The 15,741-nt window shown below is 72.7% G+C and carries 22 protein-coding genes; 5 read left to right on the forward strand and 17 right to left on the reverse strand.

Annotated features, from left to right (window positions below; translation table 11 throughout):
- The first annotated feature begins 182 nt into the window (after positions 1-182).
- Positions 183-485, forward strand: a complete 303-nt coding sequence (locus tag ACIOJE_RS27070; RefSeq protein WP_400779453.1) for a hypothetical protein — start codon at positions 183-185, stop codon at positions 483-485.
- Between the two features lie 408 nt (positions 486-893).
- The gene (locus tag ACIOJE_RS27075; RefSeq protein WP_400779455.1) at positions 894-1,139 is read left to right on the forward strand and encodes a hypothetical protein; all 246 of its coding nucleotides are present in this window, start codon (positions 894-896) and stop codon (positions 1,137-1,139) included.
- 133 nt (positions 1,140-1,272) lie between these two features.
- On the opposite strand, the gene ACIOJE_RS27080 is transcribed toward ACIOJE_RS27075, so the two are convergent.
- The 6 genes from ACIOJE_RS27080 to ACIOJE_RS27105 form a co-directional block, all read right to left on the reverse strand.
- Positions 1,273-1,545 (reverse strand): hypothetical protein, encoded by a 273-nt coding sequence (locus ACIOJE_RS27080; protein ID WP_400779457.1) that lies wholly within the window; start codon positions 1,543-1,545, stop codon positions 1,273-1,275.
- Between the two features lie 44 nt (positions 1,546-1,589).
- Positions 1,590-1,991, reverse strand: a complete 402-nt coding sequence (locus tag ACIOJE_RS27085) for a hypothetical protein (RefSeq protein ID WP_400779459.1) — start codon at positions 1,989-1,991, stop codon at positions 1,590-1,592.
- A gap of 62 nt (positions 1,992-2,053) precedes the next feature.
- Positions 2,054-3,247: a helix-turn-helix domain-containing protein gene (locus tag ACIOJE_RS27090; protein WP_400779461.1), complete on the reverse strand. Its 1,194-nt coding sequence runs from the start codon at positions 3,245-3,247 to the stop codon at positions 2,054-2,056.
- A 159-nt stretch (positions 3,248-3,406) separates the two neighbouring features.
- Positions 3,407-3,685 (reverse strand): hypothetical protein, encoded by a 279-nt coding sequence (locus ACIOJE_RS27095; protein ID WP_400779463.1) that lies wholly within the window; start codon positions 3,683-3,685, stop codon positions 3,407-3,409.
- Between the two features lie 456 nt (positions 3,686-4,141).
- On the reverse strand, positions 4,142-4,918 hold the full coding sequence (locus tag ACIOJE_RS27100; RefSeq protein ID WP_400779465.1) for a hypothetical protein: 777 nt from the start codon (positions 4,916-4,918) through the stop codon (positions 4,142-4,144).
- Entirely contained in the window at positions 4,915-5,598 is a 684-nt protein-coding gene (locus tag ACIOJE_RS27105; RefSeq protein ID WP_400779467.1) for a hypothetical protein, read from the reverse strand. Before ACIOJE_RS27105 ends, ACIOJE_RS27100 begins: the two co-directional genes overlap by 4 nt.
- A 165-nt stretch (positions 5,599-5,763) precedes the next feature.
- On the opposite strand from ACIOJE_RS27105, the gene ACIOJE_RS27110 reads away from it, so the two are divergent.
- Positions 5,764-6,183, forward strand: coding sequence for a hypothetical protein (locus ACIOJE_RS27110; protein WP_400779469.1), 420 nt, complete (start codon positions 5,764-5,766; stop codon positions 6,181-6,183).
- Between the two features lie 147 nt (positions 6,184-6,330).
- Here the strand turns inward: ACIOJE_RS27110 and ACIOJE_RS27115 are convergent, their stop codons facing one another.
- The 5 genes from ACIOJE_RS27115 to ACIOJE_RS27135 all read right to left on the reverse strand — a co-directional run bounded on the left by ACIOJE_RS27115 (position 6,331) and on the right by ACIOJE_RS27135 (position 10,021).
- Positions 6,331-7,464, reverse strand: a complete 1,134-nt coding sequence (locus ACIOJE_RS27115) for a methyltransferase domain-containing protein (RefSeq protein WP_400779471.1) — start codon at positions 7,462-7,464, stop codon at positions 6,331-6,333.
- Between the two features lie 224 nt (positions 7,465-7,688).
- Positions 7,689-8,123: an ATP-binding protein gene (locus ACIOJE_RS27120; protein WP_400779473.1), complete on the reverse strand. Its 435-nt coding sequence runs from the start codon at positions 8,121-8,123 to the stop codon at positions 7,689-7,691.
- Positions 8,124-8,385: 262 nt separating this feature from the next.
- The gene (locus ACIOJE_RS27125) at positions 8,386-9,234 is read right to left on the reverse strand and encodes a helix-turn-helix domain-containing protein (protein ID WP_400779475.1); all 849 of its coding nucleotides are present in this window, start codon (positions 9,232-9,234) and stop codon (positions 8,386-8,388) included.
- 24 nt (positions 9,235-9,258) lie between these two features.
- Positions 9,259-9,783 carry a DUF6879 family protein gene (locus tag ACIOJE_RS27130; protein WP_400779477.1) on the reverse strand — a complete coding sequence of 175 codons (525 nt, stop codon included), beginning with the start codon at positions 9,781-9,783 and terminating at the stop codon, positions 9,259-9,261.
- On the reverse strand, positions 9,758-10,021 hold the full coding sequence (locus ACIOJE_RS27135) for a hypothetical protein (protein ID WP_400779479.1): 264 nt from the start codon (positions 10,019-10,021) through the stop codon (positions 9,758-9,760). Before ACIOJE_RS27135 ends, ACIOJE_RS27130 begins: the two co-directional genes overlap by 26 nt.
- A 367-nt stretch (positions 10,022-10,388) precedes the next feature.
- Between ACIOJE_RS27135 and ACIOJE_RS27140 the strand changes: the two genes are divergently transcribed.
- Together ACIOJE_RS27140 and ACIOJE_RS27145 are read left to right on the forward strand one after the other, a co-directional pair.
- A complete protein-coding gene (locus ACIOJE_RS27140) occupies positions 10,389-11,189 on the forward strand; it encodes a ParA family protein (RefSeq protein WP_400779481.1) in 801 nt (266 codons plus the stop codon).
- Positions 11,189-12,154, forward strand: coding sequence for a hypothetical protein (locus tag ACIOJE_RS27145; protein WP_400779483.1), 966 nt, complete (start codon positions 11,189-11,191; stop codon positions 12,152-12,154). The genes ACIOJE_RS27140 and ACIOJE_RS27145 overlap by 1 nt, the downstream gene beginning before the upstream one ends.
- Before the next feature lie 96 nt (positions 12,155-12,250).
- Here the strand turns inward: ACIOJE_RS27145 and ACIOJE_RS27150 are convergent, their stop codons facing one another.
- The 6 genes from ACIOJE_RS27150 to ACIOJE_RS27175 all read right to left on the reverse strand — a co-directional run bounded on the left by ACIOJE_RS27150 (position 12,251) and on the right by ACIOJE_RS27175 (position 15,641).
- Positions 12,251-12,688 carry a hypothetical protein gene (locus tag ACIOJE_RS27150; RefSeq protein WP_400779485.1) on the reverse strand — a complete coding sequence of 146 codons (438 nt, stop codon included), beginning with the start codon at positions 12,686-12,688 and terminating at the stop codon, positions 12,251-12,253.
- Positions 12,689-12,713: 25 nt separating this feature from the next.
- Complete coding sequence (locus ACIOJE_RS27155) at positions 12,714-13,247, reverse strand: hypothetical protein (protein WP_400779487.1); 534 nt, start codon at positions 13,245-13,247, stop codon at positions 12,714-12,716.
- Between the two features lie 73 nt (positions 13,248-13,320).
- Complete coding sequence (locus ACIOJE_RS27160) at positions 13,321-13,578, reverse strand: hypothetical protein (RefSeq protein WP_400779489.1); 258 nt, start codon at positions 13,576-13,578, stop codon at positions 13,321-13,323.
- A 96-nt stretch (positions 13,579-13,674) separates the two neighbouring features.
- Positions 13,675-14,424, reverse strand: a complete 750-nt coding sequence (locus tag ACIOJE_RS27165) for a hypothetical protein (protein ID WP_400779491.1) — start codon at positions 14,422-14,424, stop codon at positions 13,675-13,677.
- A gap of 123 nt (positions 14,425-14,547) precedes the next feature.
- Positions 14,548-15,003 (reverse strand): NUDIX domain-containing protein, encoded by a 456-nt coding sequence (locus ACIOJE_RS27170; RefSeq protein ID WP_400779493.1) that lies wholly within the window; start codon positions 15,001-15,003, stop codon positions 14,548-14,550.
- A 128-nt stretch (positions 15,004-15,131) separates the two neighbouring features.
- The gene (locus tag ACIOJE_RS27175; RefSeq protein ID WP_400779495.1) at positions 15,132-15,641 is read right to left on the reverse strand and encodes an AAA family ATPase; all 510 of its coding nucleotides are present in this window, start codon (positions 15,639-15,641) and stop codon (positions 15,132-15,134) included.
- Positions 15,642-15,741 lie beyond the last annotated feature (100 nt).

The following is a 15,741-nucleotide window of genomic DNA, read 5'->3' on the forward strand; positions in this document are numbered from 1 at the left end:
TAGCTCCCTCGGAAGGTGCGCCGCCATGTGTCTCATGTACCTCATGGGCGCATTTCGCGCTGACCAGTGGAGATTGGTTGACAGCACTAGAGAACGTGGGTCGAGGTGAAGAGCCACTACCAGCTGAACGTCACCGGCCCGGAGAAGCGGGCTCTGTCCGACATGCTCGACACCTGCGGCCAGTGAGCGTCCCGCCGGACGCCGAGCGCCACCAGGCGCACGTGACCGCCGGGCCCGGCGGGGTGATGACCGAGGAGGTCGGCTGCATCACCGGCGAGGTGACCGTCGTGACCACCGCCTTCCCGAACGGGCAGGCGTGGGTCGCGGTCCAGTACCGCGGCGCCGACGAGTGGTACACCCTGACCGGCACACCCGCTCCCCTGACCGCCGGCGAATCCCTGGCCCAGTATCACCAGCGTGTCCTGGACGCCGTCCGCGCCGGCGGCGAAGCGGTCGCGCCGCCCGCGGCCGGCACCGGGCAGTAGGCCATGGCGCCGTCCCGGGGGTCCGGTCACCCGGGACGGCGACGCCCGCCCGCGCGTGCTCGCGGCCGCACGCAGTAGCGCCCCGGCCCGCCGTCGCCCTGACCGTCGCACCACGAACCCGTGGCCTCCACACCCTGCTCAGGAGGTGGAGGCCACCATCGTGTTCCTGGCCAGCCCCACAGGTCAGCGGGGGTTGACCGGCCGACAGGGTCGTGTAGGCTCCGCCGTTTTCGCCGCCCAGACGCACCTGCCGCCCCGCCGGAAATCCGTGTCCGGCGCCCCTTGACCGGCGCTCTCAGCCGCCTACGGTCCACCACCGACGGGCCCGGCCAACGCCCCGAGGCGCCACCGAGCGCCCACCGCGTCGACCAGGCCCGTGTCCATCAGGCGTACGAGACGAAGGAGTGGATGACCGTGGAGAAGATCAGCGGGCCGCGCAGCGAGGGAGCGGGCGCGGCGGGGTGGGACGGCGTTGAACGCCGGGCTGTTCCGCCGCGGGCGGCGGTGCCGGACCGGGCTAGGTGGTCGGCCTGGCTGTCCCCGGAGCGGATGCGCGGCCAGATCCTGACCCGCGTCGCCGGGGGCCTCGGCACCATGGCCGCTGTAGAGGTGGCGCGCTTCCTGGCCGACCACATCGAGGTGATCCTGCACTGACCCGTCGCACCGTTGCCGGCCGGGCCGCTTCCAGGCGGTCCGGCCGGCAGCGGGCCGGATGGGGTGCGCGGCGCCCACCCGGCCCGTCGGCCCGGTGGGCAGTGCCGAGAGCCGGCCGGAAGTCCGGGTGTGGCTAGGGGGTGTCGCCGGCCCAGTCCCAGCGGGCCGGGTCGGCGGGCCGGGGTTCGTAGTGGGCTCGGCCGCCAGCGCCGTACTTGCCGATCTCGGTGGCGAGCGCGGCACCGTCAGCGAGCTGTTCGGTGTCCCAGCCGGTGACATCCAGGAGGAGGCCGTCGAGCGGGCCACCGACGAGCTCGCGGTACGCGTGCCCCAGCCGCGGGCCTGGGTCGGGGTCGTCGTGGTCGGCTCCGTAGACCCGTCCTCGCAGCAGCGCCTCGTCGTCCATGGTGGTCAGCTTCCCAGTCAGCACTGACAGCTCGGGCGGCTGCCTCAGCTCCTGCTGCAGTCGGACGCGACGCTCAGTTGGCGCAGGCGGGCGTTGATGTCCGCGGTCTCGCTGCCCGTGAGGGTGGCGATGTCGTCGGCCGGAAGGCCGAGGACATGGTGAAGAAGGAGCACGTCCTGGAGCCGAGGGTCGAGGTGGGCCACGGGGCGCAGGGGCTTGGGGCCGGCCAGGAGGTGTACGCGCTGGCGCAGGGCCTGCCAGGCGTGTTCCTGGGGGTTGGCGGCGGCGATGATCTCGGGCCAGGCGTCGGCGAGGTGGTCGTAGGTGGCGAGGAGTGCGAGGTCGGCGTCGGCGGTGCCGAGGAGGAGGTGGGCGTAGGCCCGGTAGTGGTCTCGGTGGAGGCTGTACAGGGCGTGCAGGCCGGTGGCCCGGGTGGGGTTGGGCATCGAGTTTTCCCCAGGTGGTCTGCGGGCGGGCCGGGCCGCGTGGGCGGCCCGGCCCGGAGCGGTCAGCCGAAGGCCGCGGCCAGCGTGGAGCAGCCGTTCTCGGGGGTCCAGTACGGGTCGCGGGCGACCTGGACGTGCTCCCAGAGCGGGCGGACCACGTCCTCGTTGGCGTTGAGGGCGTCGACGACCTTCTCCACGACGGTCCAGTCCGGTACCGGCCGGCTGGTGGTGTCTTCGAGGAGGCCTTTGACGTCGCTCGGGGAGAGGGGTCCGTCGGCTTGCTCGCAGATCTTGGCCGGCGGCGGGCTGAAGGCGGCCAGGTGGAGGCCGCGCAGGGTCGAGCGCAGGGTCGCCTCGGCGTCCGCGATCAGCGAGCACGTGCTGTGGCGGATCAGCGGGGGCTGGGGGCGGGCACCGCGGGCGGTCTCCCAGAGGATCCTCAGGTCCGTGGGTTTTCCCCCGCATGCGTCGGTCATGGCCTTGGTGACCGGCCAGGACGGCATCTTCTCCCCCGACAGGACGCGGGAGATGTAGGAGGGGGAGACGCCGGCGGACCGGGCCAGCGCTTTGAGGGTGGCGCCGGAGCAGCGCTGGAGGTGGGACAGGGCTCGGGAGAGCTGCGCGGGGTCGGGGCGCCCGCCGGGCCGGCCCGGTGGTGAGCCGTCGTCGGTGGGAGCGGTGCCGTCGTCGTCGGCGGGCGCGCCGTCATTCTCCTGGGCGGCTTCGACCGCCGGGGCGTCTTCGAGCGCGGCCGGGTGCTGGAAGATGGCTGCCAGCCTTCCCTCGAGCGCCTGGTGGAGCCCGCTGAAGGAGGAGCGCGCGCGCAGGCCTCTGGAGCGTCGACGCCGGCGCAGGTATTCCTCGGTGAAACGCCGTCCGGCGGTCTTCGGCGTCATGTGCAGCGCGGCGCCGATCTCCTCCCAGGTGTGGTTCTGGTCGCGGCACTGGCGCACCGTGTACGCCGTGAAGTCGTCGATCTCGTTCTTGAGGTGGGTGATCTCCTCCAGTGCCTTCAGCGGGCTCTGCATCCGGGCCAGGCGCTCGATCCACACGGCGTGGTCGATCAGGGAGTGGGCGATCGCGGCGGCGTTCGCGGCGCGGGTGGTCACCACCTTGCCCATCCGCTTGTCTCGCCGGTTGGTGCTCACTCCCCTGCGGCGGCAGTCGTCGCCGCAGTACTGCGGAGTGCGGCCGCGGTTGCTCGGGCGCGGGAACATGGAGCCGCAGGAGCGGCACCGGACGTTCTTCGTGATCATCGGGGTCTCCTTGCCGGGGCGGTACCCTTCACCGCACCCGGGCCGTCAGGGCGTCGGCGCCCGTACGGGTGACGCCGGCGGCGGCATCCGGCCACCTCCGGCAGGTGTGCACGAACAGCCCGGTGGCGCCGGGCGGACCCGACGCCACCGGGATGCGGGTCAGAGCCGGGCGCTCGCGCGAACGCGCAGGTGGGAACCGCTCAGGCCTGCCAGCAGAGCCGGCACGAGCAGGCCGGGCAGCGGAGCGGCCGCCTCGAAGAGCCACCAGGCCGCCGTCGAGACCAGCAGCGGCAGCGCCCTGAAACGGGCGTTGACCACCAGGTCAACCCCTGCCCGGCGGGCGGCGGTTTGGAGACCCGCGCGATGCGGGATGTTACGGTCGGATCCACCGTCAGACGCTGGCGTCATGACGATGGGCTTGCTGCGCTGAGAGGTCATGCTGTCCTCCGGAATGCGTGGCAGGGATAGGTAAGCGGCCCCCGGCAGACGGTTTTTCCAGGACAGGCTGCCGGGGCCCGCAAACGGCGACAGTAGCCGCAAGGACACGCACAGTGGTAGCCGCGCAGGCCATAAATGCGAATCAGCGTCATATCCGTTAACCTGCGCCAACTTTCGACCGACAGGTCCCGGAAATCCAGGCAAAACCAGCTTTCCCGGCGACAGCCCCAGACACCATCAGTCACTCCCGGTCGCCATGCCCTCGACAGTCCGCGAGACCTTCCCAGAGCCCGCCCGTACTCCGCCGAAGCCGCCGATCACCGGGAGCGGCGTCGGCATCACGCCGCCGGGAACAGCCGCCGCGGGCAGAGCAGCGCGGCACGCCACCTGCGGCAGGAGGTCCCCGGCGGGCAGAGCATTCCAGCGCGCGTCGGCCTGCCGGAGTCCGGCACCTGGCTACGCCGGCGCGGCGACGGCCCCGGACACCGTCCCGCTGGCGACGGTCTGACTGGCCGTCGCCGGGCTGACGCCCCCGGCCCCGTCCGGCAGCCACAGCTCCGCGCGGCGCGGCCGGGCCGCCGAGCCCCGGCCGCTCGCCCGCACCTCGACCCGGCGACCGTCCAGTTGCCCCCACCCGTCCCCCAGACCGATCCACTCCTTCGCGGTCACCTCCAGGCGCAGCTGGGCTCCGGGCCAGGGGCCTGGGGTGATGAGGATGGTGCCGGCGCGGCGCAGGTGGGCGGCGAGCCGGTCCGCGGTGCGGGGCGGCAGGCGGCGGGGTGGGGCGGAGGCGAGGATCACGGGGCAGGCTGCGGCGAGCGCGGTGAGGACCTCGGCGTAGTGGTCGTCACCGGGGTGGTCGGCGACGACGAGGCGGCGCAGGTCGTGGCCGTAGCCGGCGGCCGCGGCCAGGCCGAGGTCGGGCAGGCCCACCACCGCGGTCCAGGCGTGCGGGTCGGCGGTCGCGGGACCTGCGGCGAGGGCCAGCAGCAGGCTCATGTCGGGGGCCTCGGTGACGGTGCCCTTGGCGAGGCCGCCGTGCGGCAGCAGCGGGCGCAGCGGCTTCAGTACCGGCAGGACGGCCGCCCGGGCCTCGCGGGCGCGGGCTGCCGGGGCGGTCTCTTCCATCAGGCCGGCCAGCTTCAGTCGGCGCCGCTCGTCTGTGTCCGGCTCGGGCAGCGAGGGTCCGGACGCGTCGGGATCTCGGTCCGGGGCGGCGGCGGTGAGCCTCATCCGGCCGTCTCCGGGGCCGTGTGTCCACGGTCGCGGACCGGGGTCCCGTCGAGGAACTCCGCGGCCCCTGCGGGCCCGTCGGCGGGGGCGTCGGACCGGGGCAGGACCCGGACCGCGGCCGGATCGTAGAGCGCCCAGGCGGCCTGCTTGTCCTCGCCCCAGCGCGTGTGCACGATCCACGGCACGTCCGGCCCCGGGCGGCGGCGGGCGGTGACCACGCCCGAGCGCCACCCGCCCCCGGCCCGCACCCACGCCAGTCGCCAGCACCGGTCCGCGCCGTCCGGGTCGGGCGTGCCCGCGAGCTCGCCGGGCACCGTGATGGCGTCCCGCCACACTCCGTGGAACGGCGCCCGGGCGGGCGCCGGACCGCCGGGCTCGGGCAGCGGGCGCACCGTCTCCCCGGAATAGAGGAACCAGCCCCAGGCCGTGCCGGGGCCGGCCTCGGCCGCGTCATCGTCCCACCGCACGTGGACGACCCAGCCCGTCGACCCGGGAGGCCTGCGCCACACCGTGAGCAGCGCCGGGCGCCACCGGCCGCCCAGGCGGATCTCCACCAGCCGCCACCTGCGGACGTCCCGCGAGCGGCCGGGCAGCGTCATCAGCTCCCGGGGCGCCCACTCGGCGTCCCCGGGCAGTCGTTCGGGGCGCACGGGGCGGGAGAACGGCACGGCGGAGGTCATAGACTCAGTATTCGACCATTTGTTCGAGTGATCAAACGTCAGCTACTCCGCCGCCGAACGGGCCCGATCCTTCCGGGATCAGCCCAACGGCCCGAGTCGCGGGCGTCACCACCGGGGCATGCCCGGATACGGTGAATCACTCCCCTCCCCCGGCGAAGGACACCCGTGCGCCCTGCCCGATTCCAGCAGCTGCTCCTCGATGCCGCAGCCGGACTGCCCGGAGTGTCGGCGAAGACGTTCGCCGACGCCGGCCACACCCGGCACCCGTTCGGCGTCGCCGTCGAGGCCGGCGGACGGACCTCCCTGTGGCAGGTGATCGGAGTCGGCGCCCCCGGCGAAAAGTGGTACGACGCCGAACCCGCCCCGGTCCTCGGCACCAAGCCCGCCCCGATGGACGCACCGGCCCCCGGCAACGACCTGGCCTCGGTCGAGCGGGCACTCGTCGCCGCACTCCTCGCCGCCGACCCGGGCGAGATCGCCGCGGTCGAGGTCTACTCCGGCCTGCCCACCGCTCCGGCAGTCGGCCACGGCGCCACGATCGACTTCCACGACGGATCGCAGATCTTCATCAACCACGTCCGCTGACGTCGAACACCCCTGGCCCCGCCGCGCAGCGCCGTGACAGCAGAAAGCGCGCCCGCACCTGCTACGCCCGACGAGTCGCGGCAGGCGGTGTTCGACACCGGTCCGGCGCCGCGAGGTGAACTCGCGGCTCCGGACCGGGCTGGCCGGTCAGATCGCCTGGGCGGGGTCGTCCAGCCAGGCGTGCCAGCCGTGCGGGGTGACGGTGAGTCCGAGACGCTCGACTTCGGGCTCACCCGTGTCGTGCCACCAGGTGAGGGTCCGCTCGAACTCCTCCCACAGGCGCCGGCCGCCGTACTGGCGGACCAGGTGCTCGTCCTCGCCGGCCCGGAAGGTCGTCGCCGACCAGGCCGGAGCGGTGAGGGAGTAAAGCCACAGAGTGCGGGCGCCGTCCTGGTGAGGCTGGACGGCGTGGACGACGTCGCGCAGACGCAGGCCGGCGGCGAGCGGGAACGGGTCGAACTTGCCGTGCGACGGCAGGACTGCGGTGGTGGTGGACTCGGCGACGGTGCCACCGTCCGGCGGGTTCTCCGGCCACAGGAGGCGCTGGGAGCGCATCTTCATGAACTCCACCGGCTTCAGGAACGGGCCACTCGCAGTGCCGTCGCCCTGGACGGTGAGGCGGACCAGGGCGTCGGCGTTGGAGTAGTGCGTGCCGAACGGCGCCAGAATCACGCCGCCAGGGCGGGTCTGCGCGATCCACGCCCGCGGGATCTCCCGCAGCCCGTATGTCGCGGTGATCCGGTCGAACGGGGCCCCGGGCGGGAAGCCGAGCGCGCCGTCCCCGCAGACGACCAGCGGCCGGTAGCCGACCCGGGCCAGTGCGGTGCGGGCCTGCGCCGAGACCTGGGGGTCGATCTCGACCGTGGTCACGTTCGCGTCGCCGAGCCGGTGGGCGAGGAGGGCGGCGTTCCAGCCGGTGCCGGTGCCCTGCTCCAGCACCCGCATCCCCGGCTCGGCCTTCAGGTCGTCCAGCATCGACGCGACCAGCGACGGCATCGAGGCCGAGCTGGTCGGCACCGTGCCGGGTTCGGCGCCCTGGTGCTCGCCGTCGTCCCACTGGGTGACGATCGGGATGTCCGCGGCGGCCGCCGCCAGCCAGCAGGCTTCGTCAGCGGTGCGGTCGACGGGACGGCTCTTCCCGGTGGCCATGTCGTGCGCCCACACCAGGTCCGGCAGGAACAGCGAGCGCGGAACCGCGTCGAAGGCCGGCGCCCACGCGTCGGCAACGGGGAAGGACCGCCCCGGCGCGGGGCGGCCCTCCTGCTCAGGCGCGAGCGTCACTTGCGGTGTCCCCCATCCCCGGGCGGGGTGCTGCCGTCAGGAGACGGCGGGTCGGACGGCGGCGTCCACGGAGTCCCCGGGTGCCCGTCACCCCCGCCCCCGTCGCCGCCCGAGCCTCCGCCACCGTGGCCACCGTCAATGTCCATACCGAGCTCCTTGTCGTCGCTGTGATGGTGCCCTCCCGCAGCCTGGGAGGAGTAGAGGGACGCCCCGGCGCACTGGGGCTATGCCGGGGCGGGAGCGCGGGTGCGCAGATCCGCGTGAACGGTCTTGCCGAACGTCTCCAGGGTCACGCCCCAGTGCCCGCCGGTGAGTTCGTGGACCAGGGCCAGGCCGCGGCCCGACTCGGCGGCGGGGCCCGCGTCGATCAGACAGGGCAGGGCGCGGGAGCCGTCTCGGACGCTGATCCGCACGCACCGGTCGGTGACGCGGTCGACGGTGACGGTCATGGCCCGCTGGCAGCCGGTCTTCGCGGCGTTGCCGGCCAGCTCGCTGACGATGAGTTCGCCGGCCTCGACCAGGTCCTCCAGCTCCCACCCGCGCAGCGCGGTGCGCACGAGGCGGCGGGCCGCGGCGGCGGACTGCGGCTCGTAGGGCAGCAGCGCCTTCGCGGAGCCGGCGGCCGGGGGCTGCGTCTGGGGCTCGACGTCCGCGGTCACCGTGGACCTCTCACCCGCCGACGCCGCCCGGTTGCGGCCGCAACCGTGGCCGGCGGGCTGGGTACGGGGTGCGCGGCCACGGCGGTACTCCGCTCTCTCATCGGCGGTGACGGCTGCGCGGCCCCGACGGGGGGCGGGCCCGCGCAGCGGCCCCAGCTCGCCCGCCGGGGTCCGGGTGTCCGGTCCGTCACGGCGGGCGACGGATCGACGGTAGGGAGTGGCCGGCCGGGCACTCAACGTGTTTGCACGCGTTTGCAGGAATTCAGCCCAGAGAGTCAGCGGCCCTGGAGATCAGGGCCCTCGCCTGCGCGCCGTAGACCGCGAAGTCCTTGAGCCGGTCGAACGCCTGGGCGTAGAGCGTGAGCTCGCTGGGCGTGGTGACGGTCACCTGGGCGGACAGCAGTTCCACACCGGCCTCGGCGTCGTCGAAGATGTTGAACGTTTCCACCGGCCACATGGTGCGCTGCGCGGTGAACGGGATGACGCCGAGCGAGACGGCCGGCAGTGCCATGGCGGCCCGCAGGTGCTCCAGCTGCTCGGCCATCGTCTCGACGGTGCCAAGGCGGTAGTAGAGGACGGACTCCTCCACCAGGATCGCGAAGCGGTGGTGGCCGGTGCGCACGACCCGGGAGCGGGCCAGGCGTGCCTTCACGGCGTCGGCGACGTCGTTGGGGGTGCGGCGGAAGTCGGCCACCGTGGCGAGCAGGGCGGTGGCGTACGCCTCGGTCTGCAGGACGCCCGGCACGACGCGGGAGGAGTAGGAGCGGAAGTGCCGGGTGCGCTCGTAGAGGGGCGCCGCGGATTCCTGGAGGCGGCGCAGGCCGGTGCGGGTGAGGCGGCGCCACTCGACGTACATGGAGTCCACGGCGCGGTTGGCGGCGATCAGGTCCTCGGCCTGGTCGTCGGCTCCGCAAGCCCGGCACCAGGTGCGGATGTCGGCGTCTGAGGGCGCGGTCTTGGCGTTGATGATGCGGGAGGTCTTGGCGCCGTTCCAGCCGCACCGGGCGGCCAGCTCCTGCCCTTGCAGGCCGGCGTCCAGCATGATCTCGCGCAGGCGCGCGGCCAGGGTCAGGCGGGCTTCCTGGGCGCTGGAGGACGGGGAGGGGGGCATGGAGCTGGTCGTCCGGTCCGGGCGTCAGACGGTGTACTGCTCGTGCGGGATGGCGCGCTCCCAGACGGCCTCGAACGCGTCGGCGCAGAGCTTGGCGACGGCGGGGTCCTCGCACATCTCCGGCCCGCCGGAGGCCCCGTCGCCGGTGAAGTGGTTGAAGCGGACGGTCGTCCCGTCGAACAGCCATAAGTCGTTTCCGGGCAGCGCGAGGTCGGAGGCCCGGCGGCGCGGGAGCCAGCGGACCTGCTCGCCGGCCGCGAGGTTGACCACGGTCCCGGCATGCTCGTAGCGGATGTACTCGGTGACCGGCTCGGAGACGATCCGGGCGCGGCGCACCACGACACCACGGGCAACTGCGGCCCGCACCATCGACACCCAGCCGGACCAGCCCTCGCCATCGGGATCGAGGTCTGGGTGCACACCGGTCCGCTGGAACTGCTCGAACTCGGCGGCCTCGCCGGCGATCCCGTAGGAGTCACGCATCTCCAGGTGCACCGCGGAGTGCCGGGCGCCGGCCAACAGCTCAGAGAAGACCGTCACGTTCGGCATCGTCGAGCGCCTTCCTGATGATCGCCGCCATGCGCAGCGGGATGCGGGTCACGTTCTCGTGGTCGGGGGTACCGACGGAGTGGCCGGGCACCCACTCGGTCGTGCCGATCTCCGTCAGAAGCGCGTCGCCGGGCTTGAGGCCCTGGACGACCAACTCCTTCTGCTCGTCGTCGACCCACACCATCGGGCTCTCGTCCTTGCCGGTGTTGGGGTCCACCCCGGCGAACCGTAGCGTCATGATGCCCTCCCGTACCAAGTCGGTTGCGCAGTTTTGCATGACGCTCCACCCACAGGTGACGGCACGTCAAGGGCGTGCGGGTGCATCAGGGCGGCTGGAGCCGCCCAGAATCGCGTGATGGTACTGGTGAGCGTCAGGTAGAGCGCCGACACGGGGGCATCCTCCAGCTGGCGCAGGCCGTCCTCCCGATCCGTACCGCGTCGGTCCAGTCACTGCCCTGCCGATCCAGCCGCAGGATCAGGTCATGCGTGGACGCTCTGGCGGTGAGCGCCAACGTGGTGACATGCCCGTGGTGTTTTTTGCAGCACTCGGCCCCAGATAGCCTTCCTTCCGTGTATTGGGCATTCGACGGTCAGAAGGGCCGGGCATGAGCAGAGTGATCGCGGTCTACAGCGAGAAGGGCGGCGTCGGCAAGAGCGCCTTGGCAGCCGGCCTGGCAGCCGCTGCCCGCAAGCGAGGCCTGGACGTCGTTGCCGGAGACCTCGACCCCCGCGGCACCTTCACCGCTGAGCTTGGCATCTCCGAAGACGAGGCCCCGGCCTTCAGCATGAACGACCTGCTCGCCCTCGACCCTCAGGGCGAGACCGGACTGGCCACCGAAGCCTTCGCCCCGGCGTCCGACGCGTGGCCGGGAGTCCAGGTGATCGCAGCGGAGCGCGCCCTGGCTAACCGGGAGACTGACAACGTCGCTGTCGGACTGGAGTTCCGCCTGCGGCTTGCTCTGAAAGGTGCCATAAAGCCTGGCTCGGTCGGCGTCCTCGACTTGCCGCCGCGCGCTGGCGGCAAGCTCGTGACCTCGGCCCTCGTCGCAGCGACCGACGTGATCATCCCGGCGACCCTCGACGAGGACGGGCGTATCGGCGCCAAGGAGGCCCTCGCGACCATCAAGCTGGTCAGGGACCTCGGCATGAACCCGGACCTGAGGGTAGTGGGCATCGTCCCCTCCATCGTTCCCGGCGGGCGCAGCACCCTGAAGGACGCCATAGGGGCTTACCTGGCGGAGACGTACGGGGATCTGTACCGCGACGATCTCGCGATTCCCCGGCATTCGGTGCGCCAGCAGACGCGTTTTGCCTGCGTACCGATCACTGCGGCCTCCGGCAAGGAAGCTCAGGCGCTTACAGGTGCCTATGACCGAATCCTCACGGCAGCGGGAGTATCCCTGTAATGGCCAACAAGCTGATCCAGGCTGGCACTAGCCGACTGAAGAAGGCCCCAGACTCCGCAGTCGACCCGGCGGTGCCGGCTGGGCTGCAGCAGCAGGCTGCCTCCTCTGCGCTGCCGGCGATTGTGGACGCCCAGGGCACGCCGAGCGTCTTCGCGGGCGGCCGGGTGCTCACCGCCGAGGACATCACGGGCACTCCCAAGGAGCAGCTCGAATATGTCACTGAGCGGCTGATCGAGATCGATGGCCTCGGGCGGCGGGCCGAGGACTTCGTCGTACTCAACAAGGGCGTCCTGCTGGAGACCGCGCAGGAGCGGGAACTCCACGTGGTCGCTGGCCACTCGAACTTCGCTGTATGGGCGTCTGGGGTCCTGGACGTGGACGAGAAGTACGTCTTCGAGCTCATGCAGGACGCGGTTCGGGCGCGGGCGGTCGCTGAGCTGGGGCCCGAACTCACCCAGTACCTGAGCCGCGCCTCGGCCCGCAAGGCGGTGGCTGCGGTCATCGCCTCGCATGACCTGAAGACGGCCCGCACGGTCGTCGAGCTCGGCGTCGCCGAAGCGGCCGAGCATGGCAAGAAGCGCCCTACCGCATCCAGGTTGGTCGAGCTCGCCGCCGAGCTGACGACGCCATCCATTCCCGGGCAGAAGGCGGGGTCAGAAATTTCTGACCTCACCCCCTGCGATCAGGGGTCAGAAATTTCTGACCTCGGGAACGAGGAGCAGCCAGGTGTGGCCCAGCTGCGCGACCTGAGCCGCTCTGCAGCCGTACTGCGAGAGCGGGTGACCTCACTCCTTGCCCCCCGCGCGTTGAAGTCTGCAGTGGAGGCTGACCCGGCCGCAGCCCATCAGCACCTCGAGGACCTCGACATCGAGCTGCAGCGTCTAGGCAAGCGCTTGGCGACCGCCAAAAAGACGGCCGCGGCAGCAGTGGCGGCAGCTCCAGTGGACGCGGAGATCGTCGACTGACCCCCGGACAGTAACGGGCGCTAGTCCACCCGGAAACGCAGAAGGGGCCCGTTCCTGGCTACTCACGCCAGGAACGGGCCCCTTCGGGTACTGCTGTCAGACGGCGACCTGAGTCAGACCGATCGCTCGGGTGACGGTGGCGAGGGTGGCGGTCCAGTCGCCGTTGAAGTAGACGGCCTTGTCGCACACGTACGCAGCTGCACCGAGTTTGAGGTTGGTCACCAGGACGGTGCCGTGCTCGGTCCAGTAGGCACGGTCGGGGTCGTCGTTGACCCGGGTCACCAGGCCGCTGTGTCGGGTGACCCACCCGGCGACGGCGTCGTGGAATCGACGGTGGCGGGCGGTGTAGACGAAGACGGCGCGGTGCTGGGCGAGCAGGCGCAGCGCTTCGATGGCGCCGGGGATCGGCTCGCCGTACACCTGGCCGCCCATCCATCCTCGCTCGTCGATCGCCATCAGGGTCTCGTCGAAGTCCACCCCGACAGCTTGGCTGCTCGGGCTGTCGGGGCGGGGAGCGATGACGGGTCGGTACATGTGGTCCTCCATCGAGGTGATGGGCCTACAGGAAGGCGAGCTGGTTCTCGTCCGGCTGCTCAGGGGTGTCCTCGGCACGGGCCTGGGTGCGGGCGTCGTCGTGGACGTCGTCGCTGCGGTCGCAGACCAGGCGCCCGTCGGGCAGCTCGTGCCACTCGCGGGCGACGGCGTCGGCGGCCGCGTCCTCGGCGCTGGCGTGGTGGGGGATGTACTCGTCCTCGACCAGGTCGCCGCACACCGAGCACTTCGCGGTCCAGCACAGCGACGGGACGGCGATGCTGGCGCCAGAGCGGGCCGCGCCCTCACGGCGCCAGGCGTAGCCGTTCTGGAGGACGACGGCGTAGCTGACGGGTTGGAGCGGGGAGCCGTCGTCCAGGTCGGTGGACAGGGCGTTGTGTTCGGCGGCGGCCATCAGGGCGGTGGCGAGGTCGGGCATCGGCAGGAGGGCGTTGGGGCCGGTGAGCCACAGCTCCCAGGGCTGGTCCGGGGTGCCGGGGCGCAGCCGTTCGTCGGGGTTGGTGGCGTAGAGGCCGCGGCGGGGGATCGGCGTGATCGTCATGGTGTGTGTCTCCTTCGACGGGTCGGCCCGGTTCGCTGGGGTGCGAGGGCCGGGCTGGGGTGCTGGCGGGTGGTCAGGCGTGGCGGGCGGCGGGGCGGCGCAGGAGCAGCTGGAGGGCGGCGGTGATGTTGGGGTGCTCGCCGGTGGCTGGCTGGCCGCAGTTGAAGCAGTCCTGTTCTCCGCCGGCCCAGGAGGTCTCGCAGGAGGAGCAGGTGTAGTGGCGACGGCCGGCGGGTCCGGCGTACGGGTCCGAGGAGACGATCGGGAGGGCGATCAGGACCGGCTTGTGGTCGGTGGTGGCGGGACGGCGGCGGGCGACGGTGCGGGCCATGGCTGTGGTCTCCCTGATCTGGACAGCGGGGCGGGGGAGGGAGCGGCGGGCCGGTCCTCGGTGGAGGCCGGCCCGCCGCCGAGAGCTGCTGTCGAACTACAGGAGGCCGGCGGCGTGGGCCTCGGCCTCCTGGTCGCGGTTGTCGTCCTCGTCGTCCTCGGCGGCCTGGTCCTCGTCGGCGGCCGCGGTGGGGCAGAGCTCGGCGATGGCGAGTTCCTCGCCGAGGGTGGACCACGGGTCGTCGGCCTGGTCCTCGTTGTCGGCGGGCTGCGCCGCGTCGGCCGTGGGGCTGTCCAGGAGCGCGACCAGCTCGCTGATGCTGCTGACCCGGATCTGCTGCTCGCCGTCCCGCACGAGCATGTAGGTGCGGGTGCTGTAGCCGTGCTGGTCGGCGGGGGAGGGAACGCACAGCAGGTGAGCGCCGCCGGGCAGCTCGCACGTCGCGGTGCCGTCCTGCGCGCCGACCCAGTTGGCGGCCTCGGTCAGGCTGCCGCCGATGCGGTCGAGGCCGTTGGCTCCGGCGGCCGCGCGGTGTGCGGCGTCGGCGGCGACCTCCGCGAGGAGCTGCTCCCTCGACGGCGCTGCGGCGGCGGAGGCGTAGCCGTAGGCGGGGACGCCGAGGCGGTGGCGCAGCGGTCGGCGGAGCTGGGTGGTGGCCTGGTCGGCGAGGCAGGCGGCGAGGCCGGCGGCGGCTGCGGCGAGGGTGAAGCGGGTCTCGGTGGGGCGGGCGGCGAGGGTGCGGTAGGTGGTGAGGCCGGCGGCGGCTGCCGCGGCGGCGATGGCGATGTTGTCGGCGGTGTCGAGGGCGTTGCTCAGCAGGCGGGCGCGGGTCGTCTGCTCGGTCATCAGGTGCCTCCGAGGGGAGTGGGGTTGGGCCGGGCGGCCGCGCCGCGCACCACGACGCCCGGCGCTCCCGGCCTGGATGGCTCGGGGGCGGCGGGCGCGGTGGTGGGCAGCGTCAGTGCCCGGTCAGAGTTCGGTGCTGATGGGGTCGGGATTGGCCGGCTCTCCGCGCAGGGCCGTGGCGAGGATCGCGGCGTGGTCGAACGCCAGCTGCTCCGGGAGGCCATCGAACCGCCACCAGCGGGCGGCGCGGGCATCGTCTCCGGCGGTGATCGGGGTGTCGGCCGGGATCACGGCGAGGTAGGCGACGGTGACGTACCGGCCGCGGGGGTCGCGGCCGGGCTTGTCCCAGACGCCGAGCTGGAGGAGGTCCGCGGCGTCCACCCGAACGCCGGTCTCCTCCTCCAGTTCCCGGGCGGCCGCGTCGCGGCTCGTCTCGCCGGGGTCCACGTGACCGCCGGGCAAAGCCCAGGCGCCCTCGTAGGGCGGCCAGCCCCGCTCGATCAACAGGACGCGGCCGTCCGGCGTGGTGGTGACCACGTCGGCGGTGTAGCGAATGGACTCGACGGCTTCTTCGGCCATCTCAACTCTCCTGAGTGGGTGTGTGGTGGGTTCGGCCGGGCGGCCGCGCCACGCACCACGACGCCCGGCGCAGCCCGGCCTGGGTGGCCGGGTGGCGGGGCGTGGTGGTGGGCAGCGCGGGGGTCCGGTCAGGTGGTGCGCAGGTGGTGGATCTCGTCCCAGCCCTCGGAGGTGAGGAGCTCGCGGGTGTCACGGGCCAGGCGGTGCTGGTAGCGCAGGATGTCCTCGGGCACCCGCGTCTCGGCGGGGCGCCGCGAGTTCCGCGCGAGGCAGTCCGGGAACGGAACGTCCAGGTGGATCGCGACGGCGCGGCAGCCGTGCTGGTGCGCCAGTTCCACCAGCTGGGCTCGGTGGTGGGCGGTGATGCTCACGTTGTCGACGTACGTCGTGAGACCTCGGCGCAGCCGCATGCTGAGGATCTGGTGCTGGAGTAGGACGGCGTCGGGGGTGGCGGTCTGGTCGCCCGGCTGGGAGACGACGGCGCGCAGCCGGTCGAGGGAGACGATCTGGTGGGGCGGGACGGCGGCGAGCAGTGTGGTCTTGCCCGAGGCGCTGGGTCCGACCATCGCGACCAGGTCGCCGGTGGGCCGGACGGATTCGAGGACTCGGGTCTGGGCGGTGGTCATGGCGGTGGTCATGGCGGTGGTCTCCGGGGTGGTCTGGTGGGTGGTCGGATGCCGGTGGGGGTGGCCGCCGTAGCGGTGACAACGGCGAGGACGCTGGTGTGGGCCTGGCAGG

The organism is Kitasatospora sp. NPDC087861, assembly GCF_044742585.1.
Classification (GTDB): Bacteria; Actinomycetota; Actinomycetes; order Streptomycetales; family Streptomycetaceae; genus Kitasatospora.

Coding starts and splice junctions, on each gene's coding strand:
- ACIOJE_RS27075 (WP_400779455.1), top strand. CDS start 894: ATGACCGTGGAGAAGATCAGCGGGCCGCGCAGCGAGGGAGCGGGCGCG.
- ACIOJE_RS27130 (WP_400779477.1), bottom strand. CDS start 9,783: ATGCCGAACGTGACGGTCTTCTCTGAGCTGTTGGCCGGCGCCCGGCAC.
- ACIOJE_RS27085 (WP_400779459.1), bottom strand. CDS start 1,991: ATGCCCAACCCCACCCGGGCCACCGGCCTGCACGCCCTGTACAGCCTC.
- ACIOJE_RS27105 (WP_400779467.1), bottom strand. CDS start 5,598: ATGACCTCCGCCGTGCCGTTCTCCCGCCCCGTGCGCCCCGAACGACTG.
- ACIOJE_RS27170 (WP_400779493.1), bottom strand. CDS start 15,003: ATGGCCGAAGAAGCCGTCGAGTCCATTCGCTACACCGCCGACGTGGTC.
- ACIOJE_RS27080 (WP_400779457.1), bottom strand. CDS start 1,545: ATGGACGACGAGGCGCTGCTGCGAGGACGGGTCTACGGAGCCGACCAC.
- ACIOJE_RS27160 (WP_400779489.1), bottom strand. CDS start 13,578: ATGGCCCGCACCGTCGCCCGCCGCCGTCCCGCCACCACCGACCACAAG.
- ACIOJE_RS27140 (WP_400779481.1), top strand. CDS start 10,389: ATGAGCAGAGTGATCGCGGTCTACAGCGAGAAGGGCGGCGTCGGCAAG.
- ACIOJE_RS27135 (WP_400779479.1), bottom strand. CDS start 10,021: ATGACGCTACGGTTCGCCGGGGTGGACCCCAACACCGGCAAGGACGAG.
- ACIOJE_RS27150 (WP_400779485.1), bottom strand. CDS start 12,688: ATGTACCGACCCGTCATCGCTCCCCGCCCCGACAGCCCGAGCAGCCAA.
- ACIOJE_RS27175 (WP_400779495.1), bottom strand. CDS start 15,641: ATGACCACCGCCATGACCACCGCCCAGACCCGAGTCCTCGAATCCGTC.
- ACIOJE_RS27095 (WP_400779463.1), bottom strand. CDS start 3,685: ATGACCTCTCAGCGCAGCAAGCCCATCGTCATGACGCCAGCGTCTGAC.
- ACIOJE_RS27090 (WP_400779461.1), bottom strand. CDS start 3,247: ATGATCACGAAGAACGTCCGGTGCCGCTCCTGCGGCTCCATGTTCCCG.
- ACIOJE_RS27145 (WP_400779483.1), top strand. CDS start 11,189: ATGGCCAACAAGCTGATCCAGGCTGGCACTAGCCGACTGAAGAAGGCC.
- ACIOJE_RS27100 (WP_400779465.1), bottom strand. CDS start 4,918: ATGAGGCTCACCGCCGCCGCCCCGGACCGAGATCCCGACGCGTCCGGA.
- ACIOJE_RS27125 (WP_400779475.1), bottom strand. CDS start 9,234: ATGCCCCCCTCCCCGTCCTCCAGCGCCCAGGAAGCCCGCCTGACCCTG.
- ACIOJE_RS27155 (WP_400779487.1), bottom strand. CDS start 13,247: ATGACGATCACGCCGATCCCCCGCCGCGGCCTCTACGCCACCAACCCC.
- ACIOJE_RS27165 (WP_400779491.1), bottom strand. CDS start 14,424: ATGACCGAGCAGACGACCCGCGCCCGCCTGCTGAGCAACGCCCTCGAC.